The sequence below is a fragment of the Collinsella aerofaciens genome, from assembly GCF_040910265.1.
GTDB classification, from domain to species: domain Bacteria; phylum Actinomycetota; class Coriobacteriia; order Coriobacteriales; family Coriobacteriaceae; genus Collinsella; species Collinsella aerofaciens_BK.
This window is the reverse complement of the sequence record NZ_JBDGAW010000002.1, coordinates 103236-119982: the sequence shown is the minus strand read 5'-3', so window position 1 is coordinate 119982 and position 16747 is coordinate 103236. Positions and strand designations below refer to the sequence as shown.

Below are 16747 nucleotides of genomic sequence, written 5' to 3'. Positions count from 1 at the left end.
GGAAGAAAAAGCCCTGGCAAAACGTTTTACGGCTACATCGATGAGGAGGCACGATGGCATCGCGGTATCAGATTGTGTGTATGGTGGTCGATCGCGGCAGTCTTAAGGGCGCGGCCGACGAGCTAGGCTATACGCAAAGTGCGGTGAGCCAGGCCGTCAAAGCGCTCGAGCGCGAGCTGGGTACCACGCTTATCGAGCGCGGCAAGCAGGGCGTTTCGCTTACGCGCGACGGCAAGCAGTACCTGCCGTATCTGCGCCAGATTGTAACTGCCGAGGCCGAGCTTGAGGGCAAGCGCCAGGAATTGCTGGGACTCTCCTCGACTGATATTCGTATCGCAACGTTTACCAACGTGAGCCGCACCGTGTTGCCGCGCGTGATCCGCGACTTTGGTGCCCTGCATCCGGGTGTACGCTTTACGCTCAAACAGGGCGATTACACGCGCAATGCCCAGTGGGTGCACGATGGCGTGGTTGATTTTTGCTTTACGGCACGCGGATTTACTGCTGGGCTCGAGAAGCGCGTGGTCTATCACGATGAGTTGGTGGCACTGTTGCCGGCCGCGCATCCGCTGACGGCAAAGGAAAAGGTGACGCTCGCCGACCTGGCGTCCGAGCCGTTTGTGCTGCTGGATGAGGGCGAACAGAGCCTGGTGCTCGATGCATTCGCGGCGCATGGGCTGTCGCCGCACGTGACGAGCGAGGTGACCGACGACTACACCATCATGGCGATGGTGGAGGAGGGCCTAGGCGTGAGTATGCTGTATCGCCGTACCGTCGAGGGCATGAGGGCCGATATTCGCGTGCGTCCCATCGTGCACGCTCCCTCGCGTGACGTAGTGGCAGCCTGGCGCAGCTGGGACACCATGCCTATCGCCACGAGGCACTTTATCGACTATATGAGCTCGCATATTGTCAATTAATGACTGGCATGGCGTTGAGTGCGGTGTTTAGCGGGCTGTCGCTTTGGCTTGGGCGGCGCGATAGGTGCGTGCCGGGTGGCAGAGTAGTACCGCCACGACCATAAAGAACGCCGTGGTGCCCAGGCTGATGGGGTAGACCATCATGATGTTCGCAAAGGTGCGGAAGTGCGGGAACACGCAGAATACCCAATAGAAGCGAATACCGCAGACGCAGATCATGGTGATGAGGGCGGGCATGAGCGAGATGCCAAAGCCGCGCAGGTAGCCGGACATGTTTTCGTAGAACATGCTAAAGGCGTAGGCAGGGAAGATCGAGCACACGCGGATATAGCCGATCGAGACGATGTTGGGGTCGCTGTTGAACAGCGCCAGGATTTCGCGTCCCAAGCCTACGATGATGACGATGGTGGTGAGTGCAACGATGCCGCCTTCGATCAGGCAGACCTTGAGCGTCTTGGTGCAGCGGTCGATTTGGCGGGCACCGTGGTTTTGTCCCACAAAGGTGGTGCAGGCCTGGCTAAAGCTGTTGAGCAGGTTGTAGCACACGTACTCCAGGCTCATGGCAGCGCTCGATGCCGCCATGACCTCGGTGCCCAAGCTGTTGATGGCGGACTGGATGATGATGTTGGCGACGGCAAAGACAGCGCTTTGGATGCCGGCGGGCAGGCCGATCTTGACGATGCGCTTGAGGGCGACGGGGTCTAAGCCTAAGTCGCGTGGGGTGACGCGGACGACGGAGTCGGTCTTGAGCAGGCGGATAAAGAGCGTAGCGGCGCTGACGGTGTAGGCGATGGCGGTGGCGATGGCGACGCCCGCGACGCCCCAGTGGAGTACGGGGACAAAGATGAGGTCCAGGCCAATGTTGAGGACGGTGGACACGGCGAGCGCCTGCAGCGGCATGCGGGTGATGCCGACGGAGCGGAAGATCGCGGCCTCAAAGTTGTAGAGCAAGATCGAGGGCATGCTGAGCAAAAAGACGCGCAGGTAGAGCGAAGCGAGCGGCATGGTCTCGGCAGGCACGTTGAGCGCAGCGAGCATGGGCTCGGCAAAGATCTCGCCCAGTGCGATGACGACAAAGCCCACGAGCGCCATTAAAATCGAGGTATGGACGGCGCGTTTGACCATGTTCTGATCGTTGCGGCCGATAGCGTTGGCGATGACCACGTTGGAGCCAAGCGACATGCCAATAAAAAGGTTGAGCATAAGACTGGTAAGCGGAACATTGGAGCCGACCGCCGCCATGGCGAGGGTTCCCTGGTCGCCCGAGAAGTTACCGATGATGACCGTGGCGATGAGGTTCGACAGCTGCTCCAAGATGCTCGTGGCGGCCACGGGGAAGGCGAACAGGGGAATATTGCGCCATAGCGAGCCGGTGGTCATGTCAATGTGCTTAGATGCGGTGTCTGCCATACGCTCTCAATCTCTAATATGCTCTTTCGTGCTTATTTGCGCAGACGATGATACTCCTAATGCAACCAGTCGGCACTTAGGGACGTTCCTTTTCTGTCGGCAGCTGGGGACACTCCTTGTCTCTTCTATGACTAGGTGGGGAAGGCGTGCGACAATGGTGGGTGTTGTGTTGTTCGCGCTAAGGAGTTGCCATGTTGTTGTGTCCCGTTTGCCATGAACCGTTGGTGGACGACGAGCGCGGTGCTGCATGCGCGGGCGGACACCGATTTGACCGTGCGCGCGAGGACTATCTCTATCTGCTGCGCTCGTCCAAGAGCGGCGACTCCATGGGTGATCCCAAGTCGCAGGCGCGCAGCCGTCGTGACTTTCTGAACCGTGGATACTACGCGCCGTTGCGCGATGCGATGGTCGAGCTGGTGCGCGAGCGGGTGTCTGGACGTGCCGCGTCTACGAACTGCCCCATGACGCTGCTCGATATTTGCTGCGGCGAGGGCTACTACACCAGCGCTATGGGCGCGGTGCCGGGCGTAGATGCTTACGGTTTCGACCTGGGCAAGGAGATGGTGCGCCTGGCCGCCAAGCGCGGCGATGCGACGTACTTCGTGGCCAACATGAAAGATATCCCCGTGGCTGATGGCGCCTTTGATATGGTGACCGAGCTCTTCGCTCCCTTTAACGAGCGTGAGTTTGCCCGCGTGCTGGCGCCAGAGGGCTCGCTCTATACCGTGGTGCCGGGTGCCCGGCATCTGTTTGGCCTCAAAGAGGTGCTCTACGACACGCCATATCTCAATGACGAGAAGCTGCCGAAGACCACCGAACTCGAGTTGGTCGGAACGCAGCGGGTGTTTGCGAACATTACGCTCCAGACCCAGGCTGACATCGAGGCGGTGTTCCAAATGACGCCGTACTACTACCGCACGCGCCCTGCCGATAAAGAGCGCCTGGCAAACCTGGACACCCTTCAAACCGACATCGACTTCATCATCGCCGAGTACCGTCACAGCTAACAACCTGCCAAAAAGGGACAGGTTTATTTTGGCAGGTGTTATCTGGGCAAACGTAAAGGGCCGACTGCGGATATGCGCGATCGGCCCTTTTAGTTACTTGGCTGCAGAGGCTATGAGAAGTGAGCGCTTACAGGCGGTCCTTGTTCTCGGCCTTGACGGCGTGTGCCTGCTGAACAAAGAACAGGTCGTAGACCACGATGACAAAGGCGCCAAAGTTGATGGCGTCGCCGCCAAACGCGGGAAGGGTGAGCACAGCCTGCGCAATCGTGGCGATTGCGGCAACGATGCCGAGCTTAAACGCGCCATCCACCTGCGAAGGCTTGTTGGCGCCCTTGATGCCCGCAACACCTGCGGCAAGGTCGATAACGCCCTTGGCGGCGAGCACGACCGCGGCGAGCATGGCGTTCGATCCGTAGACGGATTCAAATTTGCCGGTTGCGATGCCGGTGATACCGATGACGAGGCTGGCGATGCCCAAAACAAAATAGATGAGGGCAAGGATTTTGAGTGTCTTGCGCGCGGCGCTCATAGGTAGTCCTTTCGATTCGGGCGCTGCCAGTCTGGCGCGTCCCATATGCTGCACATATCGTGAAGCACATTGTAGTTCAACGTGACGGCGTGTGTGTTAGAAAGCGCTTCTCGCCTGTGCAGGGCAATCTTTCAAAAAGGAAAGCCAGCTGTAAGTCAAATCGATGGCAGCTCATGTGCGGCGCTGCGATGATGAGGCCGTGATAAGAAGTGAGTCTAAGGAGGAGCCATGATGTACGGACCAGAGCAAGTGCGTGAACCGCGGTCGTTGGGAAGGCGCATGGGTGATTCTGTGATCGCTGCCGTGTGCACGGGATTGATGGCGGTGCTTTGCATTGGGATGCTGTGGACCATGTCGCATGTGGGACAATAACGGACGGTTGGGTGCCAACTGAGGTGGCGCTCACGTATTCGTTTTGTTTGCTAAGGAGTGTCCATGGGCGTCGTCGATCCCTTTTCTGTTGCTCGGGCCGCGGGGCTTGAGCTGACCGGGAAGTCCGAGGGCCTCACGCTCACCGACGGCACGATGGAATTGCGCGCCGATTTTGGCCGCATGCTGCCACGACTCAAGCAGGGCCGCCTGCAGCAAGAGCTGCTGGTAAAGGTTGCGCGCACAAAAGGCATCGAGCGCCCATGGGCGATTGATGCCACGGCGGGCTTTGGTGAGGATTCGCTGCTGCTGGCGGCCGCGGGCTTTACCGTCGATCTGTATGAACAGGATTGCGTAATCGCGGCACTCCTCAAGGACGCCTTGGATCGCGCGGCAGATGATCCGGCGCTTGCGGCTGCTGTGGCGCGCATGCGCTTACATGCGGGCGAGGACAGCATTGCCGGCCTTCGCCATACGGCCGAGCTGATCAAGCAAGGCGAGCTCGCGGCTCCCGACGTGGTGTATCTGGACCCCATGTTTCCCGAGCGCACCAAGAGCGCGGCGGTGAAAAAGAAGTTTCAGCTCTTGCACCATCTGGAGCAGCCGTGCGCCGACGAGGAGACGCTGGTCGAAGCTGCGCTTGCGGTGCACCCGCGCAAGGTCGTTATCAAGCGACCGGTGAAGGGGCCGCTGCTTGCCGGCGTTAAGCCGAGCTATCAGCTTGCGGGCAAGGCCGTTCGTTACGATGTTTTGGTGCCGCCGCGCCCGTAGCTTGTGCACGATGGCTGGCGCTTCGCCAGCGCCGTGCCGATGCGGGGTCTATTTCCAAGGGTGCGACGTCAGGTGCCAGCCGCCGCAGTATTCGCATTTGTAGCAGGCCAAACCACGCCGTCCGCGGTTTTCGCAGTCGGCCATAACGGCCTCGGCTTCGGCGCGTGTGTCGTAACGGTTTTTGCGCTCGCACGACTTATAGCGCCAAGCCTCGTCGCGCTCGGCGTCCAGGGCGTCGCGGCGCTCGTCCTCGCGTGCAAACAGGTCGCTCATATCGCCGCCGGTGGCAGCGCCCAAAAACTCGCTTTTGGCTTTTGACCAGGCGGCTCGCTTTTTGCTCCCCATCTGCTTCGCGCTCCTCTCCAAACGTTGGTATCATTGCTCAATCAAAGTGATACCAATAAACGTGAGGTCGCCGCGTGATGATCAGAAAAACCCTCGATACCGACATTCCCGCCGTCATGGCTATCTATGACGCGGCCCGCGCCTTTATGCGCGCGCATGGCAACGCCACGCAGTGGCCCGAGGGCACGCCTTCGGCCGAGCAGCTGGCTGCCGATATTGCCGCTGGTGGCAGTTACGTGTGCGAAGTCGACGGCCGCGTGGTGGCGACGTTTGCCTTTTTACCGGGTCCGGACGAGTGCTATGACGTGATTGAGGACGGTCAATGGCGCAGCGACACTCCGTATGCCGTGCTGCATCGCGTGGCATCCGACGGCACCGTGCACGGTATCGCGGCGGCGATGTTTGCCTTTGCCAAGGAATGCGCCGACCATCTGCGTATTGACACGCACGAGGACAACTTGCCCATGCAGGGCGCCATCGCCAAGGCGGGGTTCGAGCGTGTCGGTATCGTCTATGTGTCCGACGGCACGGCGCGTGTCGCGTTTGATTGGCTGCGCGAGGCGTAGGAGCCAAGGCACGTATCATCACCCAGCTCAAATAAAAAATGGCCCCGAGTGGGGCCATTTTTGGTAAAACGCGTCGTTGTGGGACTCGCATTGTTACCGCCCCAGATGAACCCGGGCAGACAAAAAGGGGAGGTGCCGGCTTTCGCAAGGCGCGAACCTACGAAAATCGCCGCGCGGCAACGCGGGGCGATGAGCTCGGTCGGGGGATAGGGCCCGCTTCGCCCACCGGCCCGTAAATTGTATCATCCAGTGTGGAGCGTGAACGCCCGTTGCCGCGTGCGATGGGCTTGCAATAAGAGGAGAGCCATGTCGAAGCAAGCGGTCGTTGGAATCTTGGCGCATGTCGATGCCGGCAAGACCACGTTGGCCGAGGCCATGCTGTTCAACGCGGGCCGCATTCGCAAGCGTGGCCGCGTGGACGATGGCGATTCGCATCTGGACACTAACACGATCGAGCGCGAGCGCGGCATCACGATTTTCTCGTCGCAGGCCGTGCTCGACCACGGCGATACCCACGTCATGCTCGTGGATGCTCCCGGCCATGTCGATTTTTCTGCCGAGGCGGAGCGCACACTGCGTGCCCTGGACTACGCGATTCTGGTGGTGGGCGCCAACGATGGCGTGCAGGGGCACACCGAAACCCTGTGGCGCCTGCTTGCACGCTATGACATCCCGACGTTCATCTTCATCAACAAGATCGATTTGGAGAATCCCGGCCGCGATGTTTTGCTGGCACAACTCGGGCAGCGTCTTTCCGAGGGCTGCCTGGATGCCAACGAGCTGCTGGCGGGCGGCGCCGTTCAGGAGGACGCTGCTGCGTTGGACGAAGCGGCGCTCGAGGAGTTTCTTGAAGCGGGTGAGCTTTCTGTCGCAACGCTGTCGCGCATGGTTGCCGAGCGCAAGCTCTTTCCCTGCTTTGCCGGCTCGGCGCTCAAGGACCAAGGCGTTGACGAGCTACTGGATGGTATATGCGCGCTGATGCGTGAGCAGGCGTGGCTCCCGGAGTTTGCCGCGCGCGTCTATCGTGTCAGCCGCGGGGATCGTGGCGAGCGCTTGGCTTGGGTTAAAGTGACCGGCGGCACGCTGCGCGCAAAACAGATGATCAGCGGGCATTCCAGTGCCGAGGCGTGGGAACAGAAGGTCGATCAGGTACGCATCTATAACGGCGAGAAGTATGAGCTTGCCCAAGAAGTTGCTGCTGGCGGTATTTGCGCCGTGACGGGTCTTGCGCACGTTCGCCCAGGGGACGCCCTGGGCACGGAGCCCGCGGGCGATGCGCCCGTCATCGCTCCGGTCCTCACCTATACGGTGCTGCCGGGCGAACACGACGTTCATGCGGTGTTTAAAGCGCTGAGTGAGTTGGCGGACGAAGATCCCATGCTCGGCGTAAGCTGGAATACGCATCTTGAGCAGATCCATTTGCAGTTGATGGGCGCCGTGCAACTCGAGGTCGTGCAGCGGGTGTTGGCCGATCGCTTTGGCCTTTCGGTTGCGTTTGAGCCCGGCGGCATTCTCTATAAGGAGACTATTTCGCGGCCGGTCGAGGGCGTGGGCCACTTTGAGCCGCTGCGCCACTATGCCGAGGTGCATCTGCGCCTGGAGCCGTTGCCGGCGGGTTCGGGTGTGCAGTTTGGCACCGTGACCTCGACCGACGAGCTCGATCTTAACTGGCAGCGTTTGGCACTCACCAACGCTATGGAGCGCGACCACCTGGGCGTGCTGACGGGCTCGCCCATCACCGATGTGCGCATTACGCTCACGGGCGGCCGCGCGCATGCCAAACACACCGAGGGCGGCGATTTTCGCCAGGCCACGTATCGCGCGATTCGCCAGGGTTTTATGCAGGCGCGCGAGGTCGGCGCAGACGTGTTGCTGGAGCCGTGGTACCACTTTGAGCTCGAGGTGCCGGGGGAGTGCGTGGGCCGGGCGTTGTCAGATGCCACACGCATGGGTGCCGAGTACGAGCCGCCGACGATGGCGGGAGACCGAGCGAAGCTTGTGGGTCGCGTGCCGGCATCCGAGGTGCAGGATTACGCGCTGGAGGTGGCTGCCTACACGAGCGGGCGCGGTCATCTGTACCTGGAGTTCGCCGGTTATGCGGCTTGCCATGATGCCGAGCGCGTAATCGAGACGGCCGCCTATGAGCCCGAGGCCGATCTGCCCAACACACCCGACTCGGTCTTTTGCTCTCATGGCGCCGGCTACACGGTCAAATGGTATGACGTGCCCGCCGCAGCGCACGTAAAGATCGATCCCGCCACCTTCCGTCCCTGGCGAGCAGCAGACGCCGAGTTTTTCGGCCACATGTGACAAAGGGACAGCCCCTTTGTCACATGCTATTGGTATAACTCAGTATAAGTTGGTATAACTGTTACCAGGGTTTGCCAATCCGAGGAGGCCGATATGAATCCAAATCCCTTTAAGCCCACAGCTGGTAAGCGGCCTCCGATACTCATCGGTCGCGAGTCGGTCATCGAAGATTTTGAGGAAGGGCTCGACAACGGCGCCGGAGCGCCGGGCAGGCTCATGCTCATTACGGGAAACCGCGGCTGTGGCAAAACGGTTCTCCTGCGGGAGCTGCAACGTCTAGCCAGCGAGCGCGGATGGGCGGTTGTCTCCGATTCCGCTTCGCTTGGTTTGTGCGACCGCTTGGCCGACGCGCTTCGCTCGAATAAACCCGTTGTGACGTCAATGGAGTTTGGGCCGTCGTTTGGCCGGATGTCGGTCGAGGCGGCGCGGGCAAAAGGCGAGACATTGCGAGGGCTGGTCAACGAGCGTCTCAAGAAGCTCGGTCCGGGCAAGGGCGTCTTGTTTGCGATTGACGAGGCACAATCGGTGTCTATCGAGGAACTGGCGGCTCTTGCCGTCCTCTATCAGCAGGTGCTCGGAGACCAGGATGCCACGGGCTTGCCCGATAGCGACCAGCGCGGTCTTGCGCTGGCGTTCGCCGGCTTGCCCAGTATGGTTGACGATCTGCTCGAAGAGCCGAGCGTGACGTTTTTGCGGCGTGCCCAGCAGCGTACGTTGGGGGCAATATCTTTGCCCAAAGTGCGCGATTCGTATATCCAGACGGTCAAAGACGCTGGTCTTTACGTTGACGCGGAGACGGCGGACCTTGCGGCGCGCAAGAGCATGGGGCATCCCTATATGGTTCAGCTGGTGGGCTATTACATGTGGCGGTCTGCTGTCCGGCGTGGCTCGCAGGTCATCGAAAGGCGCGATGTCGAGAATGGCCATGCGGATGCCGTCTCCGAGTTCTACGAAGCGGTTGACGCACCTCTGTATTACGGTCTGCGCAGCCCTCAGCGCCTCTTTATCGAGGCTATGGCGGTTGACGAGGACAAGCCGACGCGCACGGCGGATATCATTGAGCGCTGCGACCGTACCCAGAGCTGGGCGAGTAAATATCGCGCAAGCCTGATTCGCGAGCGCGTCATCGAGGCCGCCGGATACGGCCTTGTGCGGTTTACCGTGCCCATGCTGGGCGAGTATATCCGCGACCGCGTTTTATGGCATGAGTAGGGTGATAAAGGTGACGGAACAGAAGATGAGCCCGCAGGCTATCGAGGTGCGCGGTGCACGTGTCCACAATCTCAAGGACATCGATATCGATATTCCGCTGGGGAGGCTCGTGGGCATTGCCGGCGTGTCGGGCTCGGGCAAGAGCTCGCTGGCGCTGGGAGTTCTTTATGCCGAGGGCTCGCGCCGTTACCTGGAGGCGCTCAGCACCTATACTCGACGTCGCCTGACGCAGGCCGAGCACGCCCAGGTGGACGAGGTATTGCACGTACCGGCGGCACTCGCGTTGCATCAGCGTCCCAGTGTGCCAGGCGTGCGCTCGACCTTTGGTACCATGACCGAGCTCAACAACAGTCTGCGTTTGCTCTTTAGCCGCTGTGCCCATCACGTGTGCCCACATTGCGGGGCGCGTGTGGAGCCGAGCCTTAACGTGGCTGCGGGCCTGTCGCTCACGTGCCCCGCATGCGGCCGCGAGTTCTACGCGCCGAGTGCCGAGGACCTTGCCTTTAACAGCGGCGGTGCGTGCCCTACCTGCGGCGGCACCGGTGTCATGCGCGAGGTGGACGAAGCGAGCCTGGTGCCCGACGAGTCAAAGACCATCAACGAAGGCGCGGTGCTTCCCTGGGGTACGCTCATGTGGGATCTGATGAAGCAGGTAGCCGGCGAGATGGGCGTGCGCACCGACGTGCCGTTTAACCAGCTCACGCCTCAAGAGCGCGACATCGTGTTCCACGGTCCGGCGGTTAAAAAGCACATTCTCTACGTTCCCAAAAACGGCGAGGGCGCCACGCCGCTCGATTTTACCTATTACAACGCTGTCTATACCGTCGAGAATGCGCTCGCCAAGGTTAAGGACGACAAGGGCCTCAAGCGCGTGGCGCGCTTTTTGCGCGAGGGGCCATGCCGTGACTGTGGCGGCACGCGTCTCTCCGAGGCCGCACGCCATCCCCAGGTGCGCGGTATCAATCTGGCGCAGGCCGCGGCTATGACGCTGGGTGAGGCGATTGAGTGGGTGCGCGGGGTGCCCGCATCCTTGCCGGCCGAGATGCAGCCCATGGCGACGGATATCTGCGATTCGTTTTTGAGCACGGCCCGTCGACTGGTCGATCTGGGCCTCGATTACCTTTCACTCGACCGCGCCGGTGCCACGCTCTCCACGGGCGAGCGTCAGCGCGTGCAGCTCGCCCGCGTGGTGCGTAACCGATCGACGGGCGTGCTCTATGTGCTGGACGAGCCCTCGATTGGCTTGCATCCTGCCAATGTCGACGGCCTGGTAGGCGTGATGCGCGATTTGGTGGATGACGGCAACACCGTGGTCGTTGTCGACCACGACACGCGCGTACTGGCGGAAGCCGACTATCTGGTCGAGATGGGCCCCGTTGCCGGAGCAGGCGGCGGCAATGTGATCGCCGCGGGCGCGGTAGGCGAGGTCGAAGAATCGCAGGGCAGCCGCATCGCCCCATTTTTGCGCTCGGAGCCTGAGCGCTTGCGTCCGCAGGTGCCTGACGACGAAATGTTTGACCGGGGCCATATCCGCATGGCGACCGATGCCATCCATACCGTCAAACCGCTCGAAGTCGATATACCGCGCGGTCGCCTTGTCGCGGTGACGGGCGTTTCGGGTTCGGGTAAGACGACGTTGGTGCTCGAGACACTCATCCCGGCACTTAAGGCGCAGGCAGCCAGCGAGCGCCTGCCAAAACACGTGCGTTGGGTCGATGCCGAAGGCATTGCCCGCGCAAACCTGATTGACGCTACGCCTATCGGCGCCAACGTGCGCTCGACGGTGGCGACTTATGCCGACATCCATGATGAACTGCGTCGCGCCTTCGCCCGCACGCCCGAGGCCAAGGCAGCCGGCTACAAGGCAGGCGCATTTAGCTACAACACTGGCGCTTTGCGCTGCCCTACGTGCGATGGCACGGGTTCGATATCGCTCGACGTGCAGTTTTTGCCCGACGTCGAGATCGTCTGCCCGGCATGTCGCGGCTCACGTTATGCAGACGCGGCTTCGCATATCCATCGCGAGGGCAAGGACGGGAGCTTACTGACGTTGCCGCAGCTCATGGACATGAGTGTGGACGAAGCGCTCGACGCCACGGTGGGGCTCAAGAAAGTTCAGGCACGCTTACAGACCTTGCACGACCTGGGCTTGGGCTATCTCACGCTCGGTGAGCCCACACCGGCGCTTTCGGGCGGCGAGGCGCAGCGTCTTAAGCTTGCGAGCGAGATGGGCCGCGTGCAGGACGATGCCGTATTCGTATTCGATGAGCCCACGATCGGACTACATCCGCTCGATGTTCAGGTGTTGCTGAGCGTGTTCGACGGTCTCGTTGCCAAGGGCGCCACAGTTGTCGTGATCGAGCACGACCTCGATCTTATCCGTAACGCCGATTATGTGATCGACATGGGTCCGGGCGGTGGCGACGCGGGCGGGCAAATCGTCTGCGCCGGTACGCCGGGCGACATCGCAGCCTGCTCCGCAAGCATCACCGGCCGCTACCTATAAGCGAATGTGAAAAAGGGGCAGTCCCTTTGTCACATTCTCGGAAAGCCTGTTTGGCGCAGGGCCTCGTAGAGGACGATAGCAGCGCTGTTGGAGAGGTTGAGTGCGCTGATGCGGTAGTCGTCCGGGTCGACGAAGTTGCCGCAGATATCCTGTTGAAGGATGGCTTCGTGGCTGTCCTCGGTATGTCCGAGCGATTCCTCGTGGGCTTCCCAGGCCTCGGCGTTGTCAAGCGAATCGCAATCGCGCAACATGGGGATGCGTTCGCAGCGCTCGGGCGCCGCGGCAAGCAGCGGCTCGGGAATGCCCGAGCTCTCGCTGCCAAAGACCAAGTAGTCGCCATCGCGGTAGGTGCTCTGCGCATAGGTGCGGCGTGCCTTTTTGGTCAGCAGATGCAGGCGCTCGTCGGCGGGGGAGAGGCCGTTGCGTGCAAGGAAATCCTCCCAGCCGGCATAGGTCGTCACATCCAAGTTTTGCCAGTAGCCCAGGCCGGCGCGACGTACCGTCTTGTCATCGAGCGAAAAGCCCAGCGGCTCCACCAGATGCAGGCGGGCGCCGGTGACCACGCAGGTACGGCCGATATTGCCCGTATTGGCCGGAATCTCGGGCGCATACAGCACAATGTTGAACATGAATCTCCTTGGCTCAGAACGAAAAACCACCACGAAGGGGACAGACACCTTCGTGGTGGTTTGGCGGCTGCGTGACGGGCGGACAAATCCGCCTCGATAAACCTAGGCGCGGTGCCAGTCGGTCAGGCAGGCATCGAGGGAGGCGATGAGCGCATCCTTGTCCATGTGACGACCGATGATGCACAGGCTCGTCATGCGGTCGCCCGTCTCGTCGTCCCAAATCTGCATGATCTCGGGGTTCTCGTCGATGATCTTCTGCTTCTCGCCTTCGGGCGCCGAGTCGACAAACAGACCGTTCTCCATCAGGCGCATCTGGTGGCCGGCCTGCTCAAACATGTAGCACATGTCCGGATTGCTGGCCTGCCACAGCGGACCCTTGACGCGGATGACCTCGTCGGGCCACTCTTGCTCAACAAAATCGGTGAACTTCTGCAGGTCAAACGGCTTGCGGCGTGAGTACACAAAGGTCTCGATGTCGTACTCGAGCACCTCGGGGTCGTCGTGCTCTTCGGGATGCTCCATGGCCTCGATCCAAGCGGCGGAGTTGTAGGCGCGCATAAAGTCGAAACGGTCGGTATCGAGCAGCTCCTCCATGGGGACCTCGCCGTTTTGAGCCTCGACAATCACGGCGTCCTTCTGCAGGCTGCGCACGATAGCCTTGAGCTCGGCGATCTGCTCAGGGCTCACGGTATCGGTCTTGTTGAGGATCAGCGTGGAGCAGAACTCGATCTGCTGGATGAGCAGGCTCTCGATGTCGTCCTCGTCGATATCCTCGGCCAGCAGGTCGCGACCGCCGTTGAACTCGTCGTACATGCGGGCGCAGTCGACCACGGCCACGATGTTGTCGAGCGCAAGCTTGGGCTCGCCGCCCACTTTGGCCTCATCGCAGAAGCTCGAGATGGTGTAGGCGATGGGGATAGGCTCGCAAATGCCCGATGCCTCGATGATGATGTAGTCGAACTTGCCCGAATCGGCGATGCCCTGCAGCTGGTTGGCAAGGTCGTCCGAAAGCGTGCAACAGATGCAGCCGTTGGTGAGCGGGATGAGGTCGTCGGTCTCGGAAAGGCCGCCGTCGGCGATGAGGCTGGCGTCGACGTTAATCTCGCCGATATCGTTGACGATCACGGCTGCGCGGATGCCGCCGTCGTTAGCGAGGATGTGGTTGAGCAGCGTGGTCTTGCCGGCACCGAGGTATCCGGTAAGCATGATGATCTTCACGGGTTTGTTGGGCATGTGCCCTCCTTTGTTAGACATGGCTTACAGTTGAATCTTATGCCAAACGCCTGCTCTTATACCCACGCGCCGGCAAATAACACAGGCTACTCCCAGGCTCCCCATACATCGGGGCAATAACCGACGGTGGCCTTTTTGCCGTTGCGCACGATGGGCTCGGCTAGAACCTGCTGGTTTTCGAGCAACTTGTCGAAGCGCTGGCTAGGGGTGAGGTGCTGGATGAGCGCGAGCGCCTCCTCGTCCTTGGCCTTGGGGTTGAGCAGCTTGTCGATGCCGCCGACCGCCTGCATCACGCTCGTGAGCTCGCCCTTGCTCATCTCCTTTTCCTTCAGGTCAATAAACTGCACCTTAATGCGGCGCTCCTTAAAATAGCGCTGGGCCTTCTTGGTATCGAAGGACTTTTTGGTGCCGAAGATTTGGATCATATGTTCCGCCGTTCTAACGAACGGCGGTCACCTCGACGCTGCAAAGCCATCTGATGGGCAATCTGCCTTTCAATCGTCGGGCGCGGGCAAAAGCCCAGCGCCCTCCTCTTTCAAGACACCTTGCCTCATCAGCTGGTTTTTCGCTGACATTAACGAAACATCGAGGTGACCACCGCTGGTCTTATCGAATGAAATTGGTCGTTGCGCGATCTGCTTTGGGCGCGTTGATGCCGGCGGCGCGGCCTGCTTCGATGCAACGCAGGAGCCAGGCCATGTTTTTGCCGATGTTTCGCATGGTGGCAAGGCCCTCGGCATCCCCATCGGCGTCGCCGGGCACGCGGCCAAACACGTTGTTCCAGTAGGTGGAGGCAACTACGGGCATTTGCTTAATGGTGAAGTACTTGTTGAGCACATCGAAGGTGGTCGACGTGCCGCCACGACGGGCAACGGCGACCGCGGCGCCAGGCTTGTGCTCAAAGGCGCGGCCGCCCGCATAGAAGGCACGGTCGAGGGCCGAAAGAATGCGGCCGCTGGGGTGCGCATAGTAGACGGGCGAGCCAAAGACAAAGCCGTCTGCCTGCTCGGCGGCGGCGATAAGCTCGTTTACCACATCCTCGTCGAAGGTGCAGCGCCCATCAAGATTGCCGCACTGGCCGCAGCCGATACAATCGCGGATGGGCTTGGCGCCCAGCTGGAACACCTCACTGTCGATGCCCTCGGCGCTAAGCTGCTCGGCGACCTCGGCGAGTGCGCGGGCGGTGTTGCCGTTTGCCTTGGGACTGCCATTGACCAAAAGAACCTTCATCACAAACTCCCTCTGCTGTCGGTGACTTCTGCGGAGGATTATCGCACGAGCGGGCAGATGGCGTGGGGCGCGATGCGAAACGGCTTGTGTTTCACATCGCGCCCCACGACGCTAGTTCAGTTTGGTGCCCGGTATCTGCGGCGCCTCTTTAAGCAGAGCTTTGAGCTCGTTCAAAATGGAAACAGGTTGTCGGTCGACGGCGTCCAGATGAAGCGTCGCCACGCGAAGGGGCGGCTGATATTCAAATGAGCCAAAGAGCACGGGCGACCCTAAGAACCGCTCGATTTCGTCTGCGATCGCATCGGTCTCTTCGGAACCAAGATCGTCGAAAAGCGCCACGAACATCGGTCCGGTTGAGCGGAACAGGCGACCCTTGCCGCGCGAGCACTCCATGAGGCAGGCGGCGCTTTCTGCCAAAACGCGGTCGCCCGCATCAAAGCCAAAGCGGGCATTGACCTGAGCGATATCGTCAATTTTAATGGCGACGAAGCCCACCTCGTGCGCCACGCGACGCATCTCGCCAATGGCGTTGACCAGGGTGTGGATATCGCCCAAGCCGGTCACGGAATCGGTCGTATCTGCCAAGCTTCGGTTGATGATAATGCCCACATACATGTTGGGCTCGGTATCGGTGGCGTCCAGGCGGTAGCCCGTACAGTCACAAAGCACGTATTTTCCGGTGGCGTCCATGACGCGATACTGCATGTAATGGAAGTGCCACGTGCCGTTTAGCACCATATCGAGCTCGGTGCGTACATTGGCGCGGTCTTCGGGGTGAACGCGGGCAAGCCACATGTCGACAGAGTTGTAGGGGTGTTGCGAGGGCAAACCGAAATCGCGCACGGCATTAATCGACCATTGCGATTCGCCGGTATCGAGGTTAAGGATAAACGGATAGCGCGTCTCGGAGCTCATGGAGATCGCTTGGAACACGCGGTCGTTGCAGGGAAGCTGATCGGCGATCGGGCGTTGCGACGCGTTGTCTTCTTTCGGTTGCTGCACGCGGTGCATGAGCTTGTAGCGATACATTTTTCGGTCGGCGTCCATGACCGTCTGGCGATGCGTATCGCCAGCAAGCGGGTCAACGCGCGAGCAGCCAAAACTAAAGCTCGCGATCATGGGCGCTTTGCCGTCCGATGTTGCCTCGATAAGATCGCTGCGCGTCCGCTCTAGGCGCCGCTCGAGCTCGGCTTCGTCTACCGTAGGAGACACGAGTACAAATTCGTCTCCGCCGATACGGAACAGCAGGTCATCGTGCTTCATTGTTTCGGTGAGCACGCGGCAGATGCCCAGAATGTAGCGGTTGCCCTCGGCGTGGCCAAACGTATCGTTGCAATGCTTGAGGTGGTCGATGTCGATATAGGCGCAGGTGAAGGGGACGCCTTTGCGCCAGAGTTGATCGACGTGGCGGTCGAGCCCGCCACGGTTGCCAAGATTGGTGAGCGGGTCGATATAGGCGCTGCGCTCAAGCAACTGCCGTTCTTGCTTCAGGACGGCATACGTTTTTTGTAGCTGCTCGCCAATGGCACGCAGCTCTGCGGGCAATGCCGAAACATCGAGCTCGGCGGTTGAGGCCCCGTTCGCAAGTCGTTGAAGGTGGGCGATGATTGATTGCTCGCCCAGGCGATACGACTCGTTCATGATGTAAAACCTCCTTGGGCGAGACAATGGTTTGTATCATATGCCCAATTGCATTTTAATGGGGATAAT

15 protein-coding genes are annotated in these 16747 nt (G+C 60.6%); 7 read left to right on the top strand and 8 right to left on the bottom strand.

The window, feature by feature from the left end:
• The first annotated feature begins 53 nt into the window (after window positions 1-53).
• Window positions 54-920, top strand: a complete 867-nt coding sequence (locus AB5Z14_RS02035) for a LysR family transcriptional regulator (protein ID WP_117766861.1) — start codon at window positions 54-56, stop codon at window positions 918-920.
• Between the two features lie 27 nt (window positions 921-947).
• On the opposite strand, the gene AB5Z14_RS02030 is transcribed toward AB5Z14_RS02035, so the two are convergent.
• On the bottom strand, window positions 948-2330 hold the full coding sequence (locus AB5Z14_RS02030) for an MATE family efflux transporter (protein ID WP_316369190.1): 1383 nt from the start codon (window positions 2328-2330) through the stop codon (window positions 948-950).
• Between the two features lie 191 nt (window positions 2331-2521).
• Here AB5Z14_RS02030 and AB5Z14_RS02025 point away from each other — a divergent pair, with 191 nt between their 5' ends.
• Window positions 2522-3337 carry a putative RNA methyltransferase gene (locus tag AB5Z14_RS02025; protein ID WP_316369189.1) on the top strand — a complete coding sequence of 272 codons (816 nt, stop codon included), beginning with the start codon at window positions 2522-2524 and terminating at the stop codon, window positions 3335-3337.
• 127 nt (window positions 3338-3464) lie between these two features.
• Here AB5Z14_RS02025 and AB5Z14_RS02020 read toward each other — a convergent pair whose 3' ends face one another.
• Window positions 3465-3866 (bottom strand): hypothetical protein, encoded by a 402-nt coding sequence (locus tag AB5Z14_RS02020; RefSeq protein ID WP_368130061.1) that lies wholly within the window; start codon window positions 3864-3866, stop codon window positions 3465-3467.
• A 435-nt stretch (window positions 3867-4301) separates the two neighbouring features.
• Between AB5Z14_RS02020 and AB5Z14_RS02015 the strand changes: the two genes are divergently transcribed.
• Window positions 4302-5006, top strand: coding sequence for a class I SAM-dependent methyltransferase (locus AB5Z14_RS02015; protein ID WP_117805916.1), 705 nt, complete (start codon window positions 4302-4304; stop codon window positions 5004-5006).
• 48 nt (window positions 5007-5054) lie between these two features.
• Here the strand turns inward: AB5Z14_RS02015 and AB5Z14_RS02010 are convergent, their stop codons facing one another.
• Window positions 5055-5351 carry a hypothetical protein gene (locus tag AB5Z14_RS02010; RefSeq protein WP_055310006.1) on the bottom strand — a complete coding sequence of 99 codons (297 nt, stop codon included), beginning with the start codon at window positions 5349-5351 and terminating at the stop codon, window positions 5055-5057.
• Window positions 5352-5428: 77 nt separating this feature from the next.
• On the opposite strand from AB5Z14_RS02010, the gene AB5Z14_RS02005 reads away from it, so the two are divergent.
• From AB5Z14_RS02005 to AB5Z14_RS01990, 4 genes are all read left to right on the top strand, one after another.
• Entirely contained in the window at window positions 5429-5917 is a 489-nt protein-coding gene (locus AB5Z14_RS02005; protein ID WP_117582849.1) for a GNAT family N-acetyltransferase, read from the top strand.
• 306 nt (window positions 5918-6223) lie between these two features.
• The gene (locus AB5Z14_RS02000; RefSeq protein ID WP_368130060.1) at window positions 6224-8227 is read left to right on the top strand and encodes a GTP-binding protein; all 2004 of its coding nucleotides are present in this window, start codon (window positions 6224-6226) and stop codon (window positions 8225-8227) included.
• Between the two features lie 93 nt (window positions 8228-8320).
• Window positions 8321-9439: a DUF8462 domain-containing protein gene (locus tag AB5Z14_RS01995; RefSeq protein WP_089572898.1), complete on the top strand. Its 1119-nt coding sequence runs from the start codon at window positions 8321-8323 to the stop codon at window positions 9437-9439.
• The gene (locus AB5Z14_RS01990) at window positions 9432-11945 is read left to right on the top strand and encodes an excinuclease ABC subunit UvrA (protein WP_438265643.1); all 2514 of its coding nucleotides are present in this window, start codon (window positions 9432-9434) and stop codon (window positions 11943-11945) included. Before AB5Z14_RS01995 ends, AB5Z14_RS01990 begins: the two co-directional genes overlap by 8 nt.
• A 29-nt stretch (window positions 11946-11974) precedes the next feature.
• Here AB5Z14_RS01990 and AB5Z14_RS01985 read toward each other — a convergent pair whose 3' ends face one another.
• The 5 genes from AB5Z14_RS01985 to AB5Z14_RS01965 all read right to left on the bottom strand — a co-directional run bounded on the left by AB5Z14_RS01985 (window position 11975) and on the right by AB5Z14_RS01965 (window position 16678).
• Window positions 11975-12574, bottom strand: a complete 600-nt coding sequence (locus AB5Z14_RS01985; RefSeq protein ID WP_368130058.1) for a tRNA (cytidine(34)-2'-O)-methyltransferase — start codon at window positions 12572-12574, stop codon at window positions 11975-11977.
• 102 nt (window positions 12575-12676) lie between these two features.
• Window positions 12677-13807 (bottom strand): GTP-binding protein, encoded by a 1131-nt coding sequence (locus AB5Z14_RS01980; RefSeq protein ID WP_368130057.1) that lies wholly within the window; start codon window positions 13805-13807, stop codon window positions 12677-12679.
• A gap of 86 nt (window positions 13808-13893) precedes the next feature.
• Window positions 13894-14232: an arsenate reductase family protein gene (locus tag AB5Z14_RS01975; RefSeq protein WP_368130056.1), complete on the bottom strand. Its 339-nt coding sequence runs from the start codon at window positions 14230-14232 to the stop codon at window positions 13894-13896.
• Window positions 14233-14413: 181 nt separating this feature from the next.
• Window positions 14414-15037, bottom strand: coding sequence for a flavodoxin family protein (locus AB5Z14_RS01970; protein ID WP_368130055.1), 624 nt, complete (start codon window positions 15035-15037; stop codon window positions 14414-14416).
• 111 nt (window positions 15038-15148) lie between these two features.
• Window positions 15149-16678 carry a diguanylate cyclase domain-containing protein gene (locus AB5Z14_RS01965; protein WP_368130054.1) on the bottom strand — a complete coding sequence of 510 codons (1530 nt, stop codon included), beginning with the start codon at window positions 16676-16678 and terminating at the stop codon, window positions 15149-15151.
• Window positions 16679-16747: the final 69 nt, after the last annotated feature.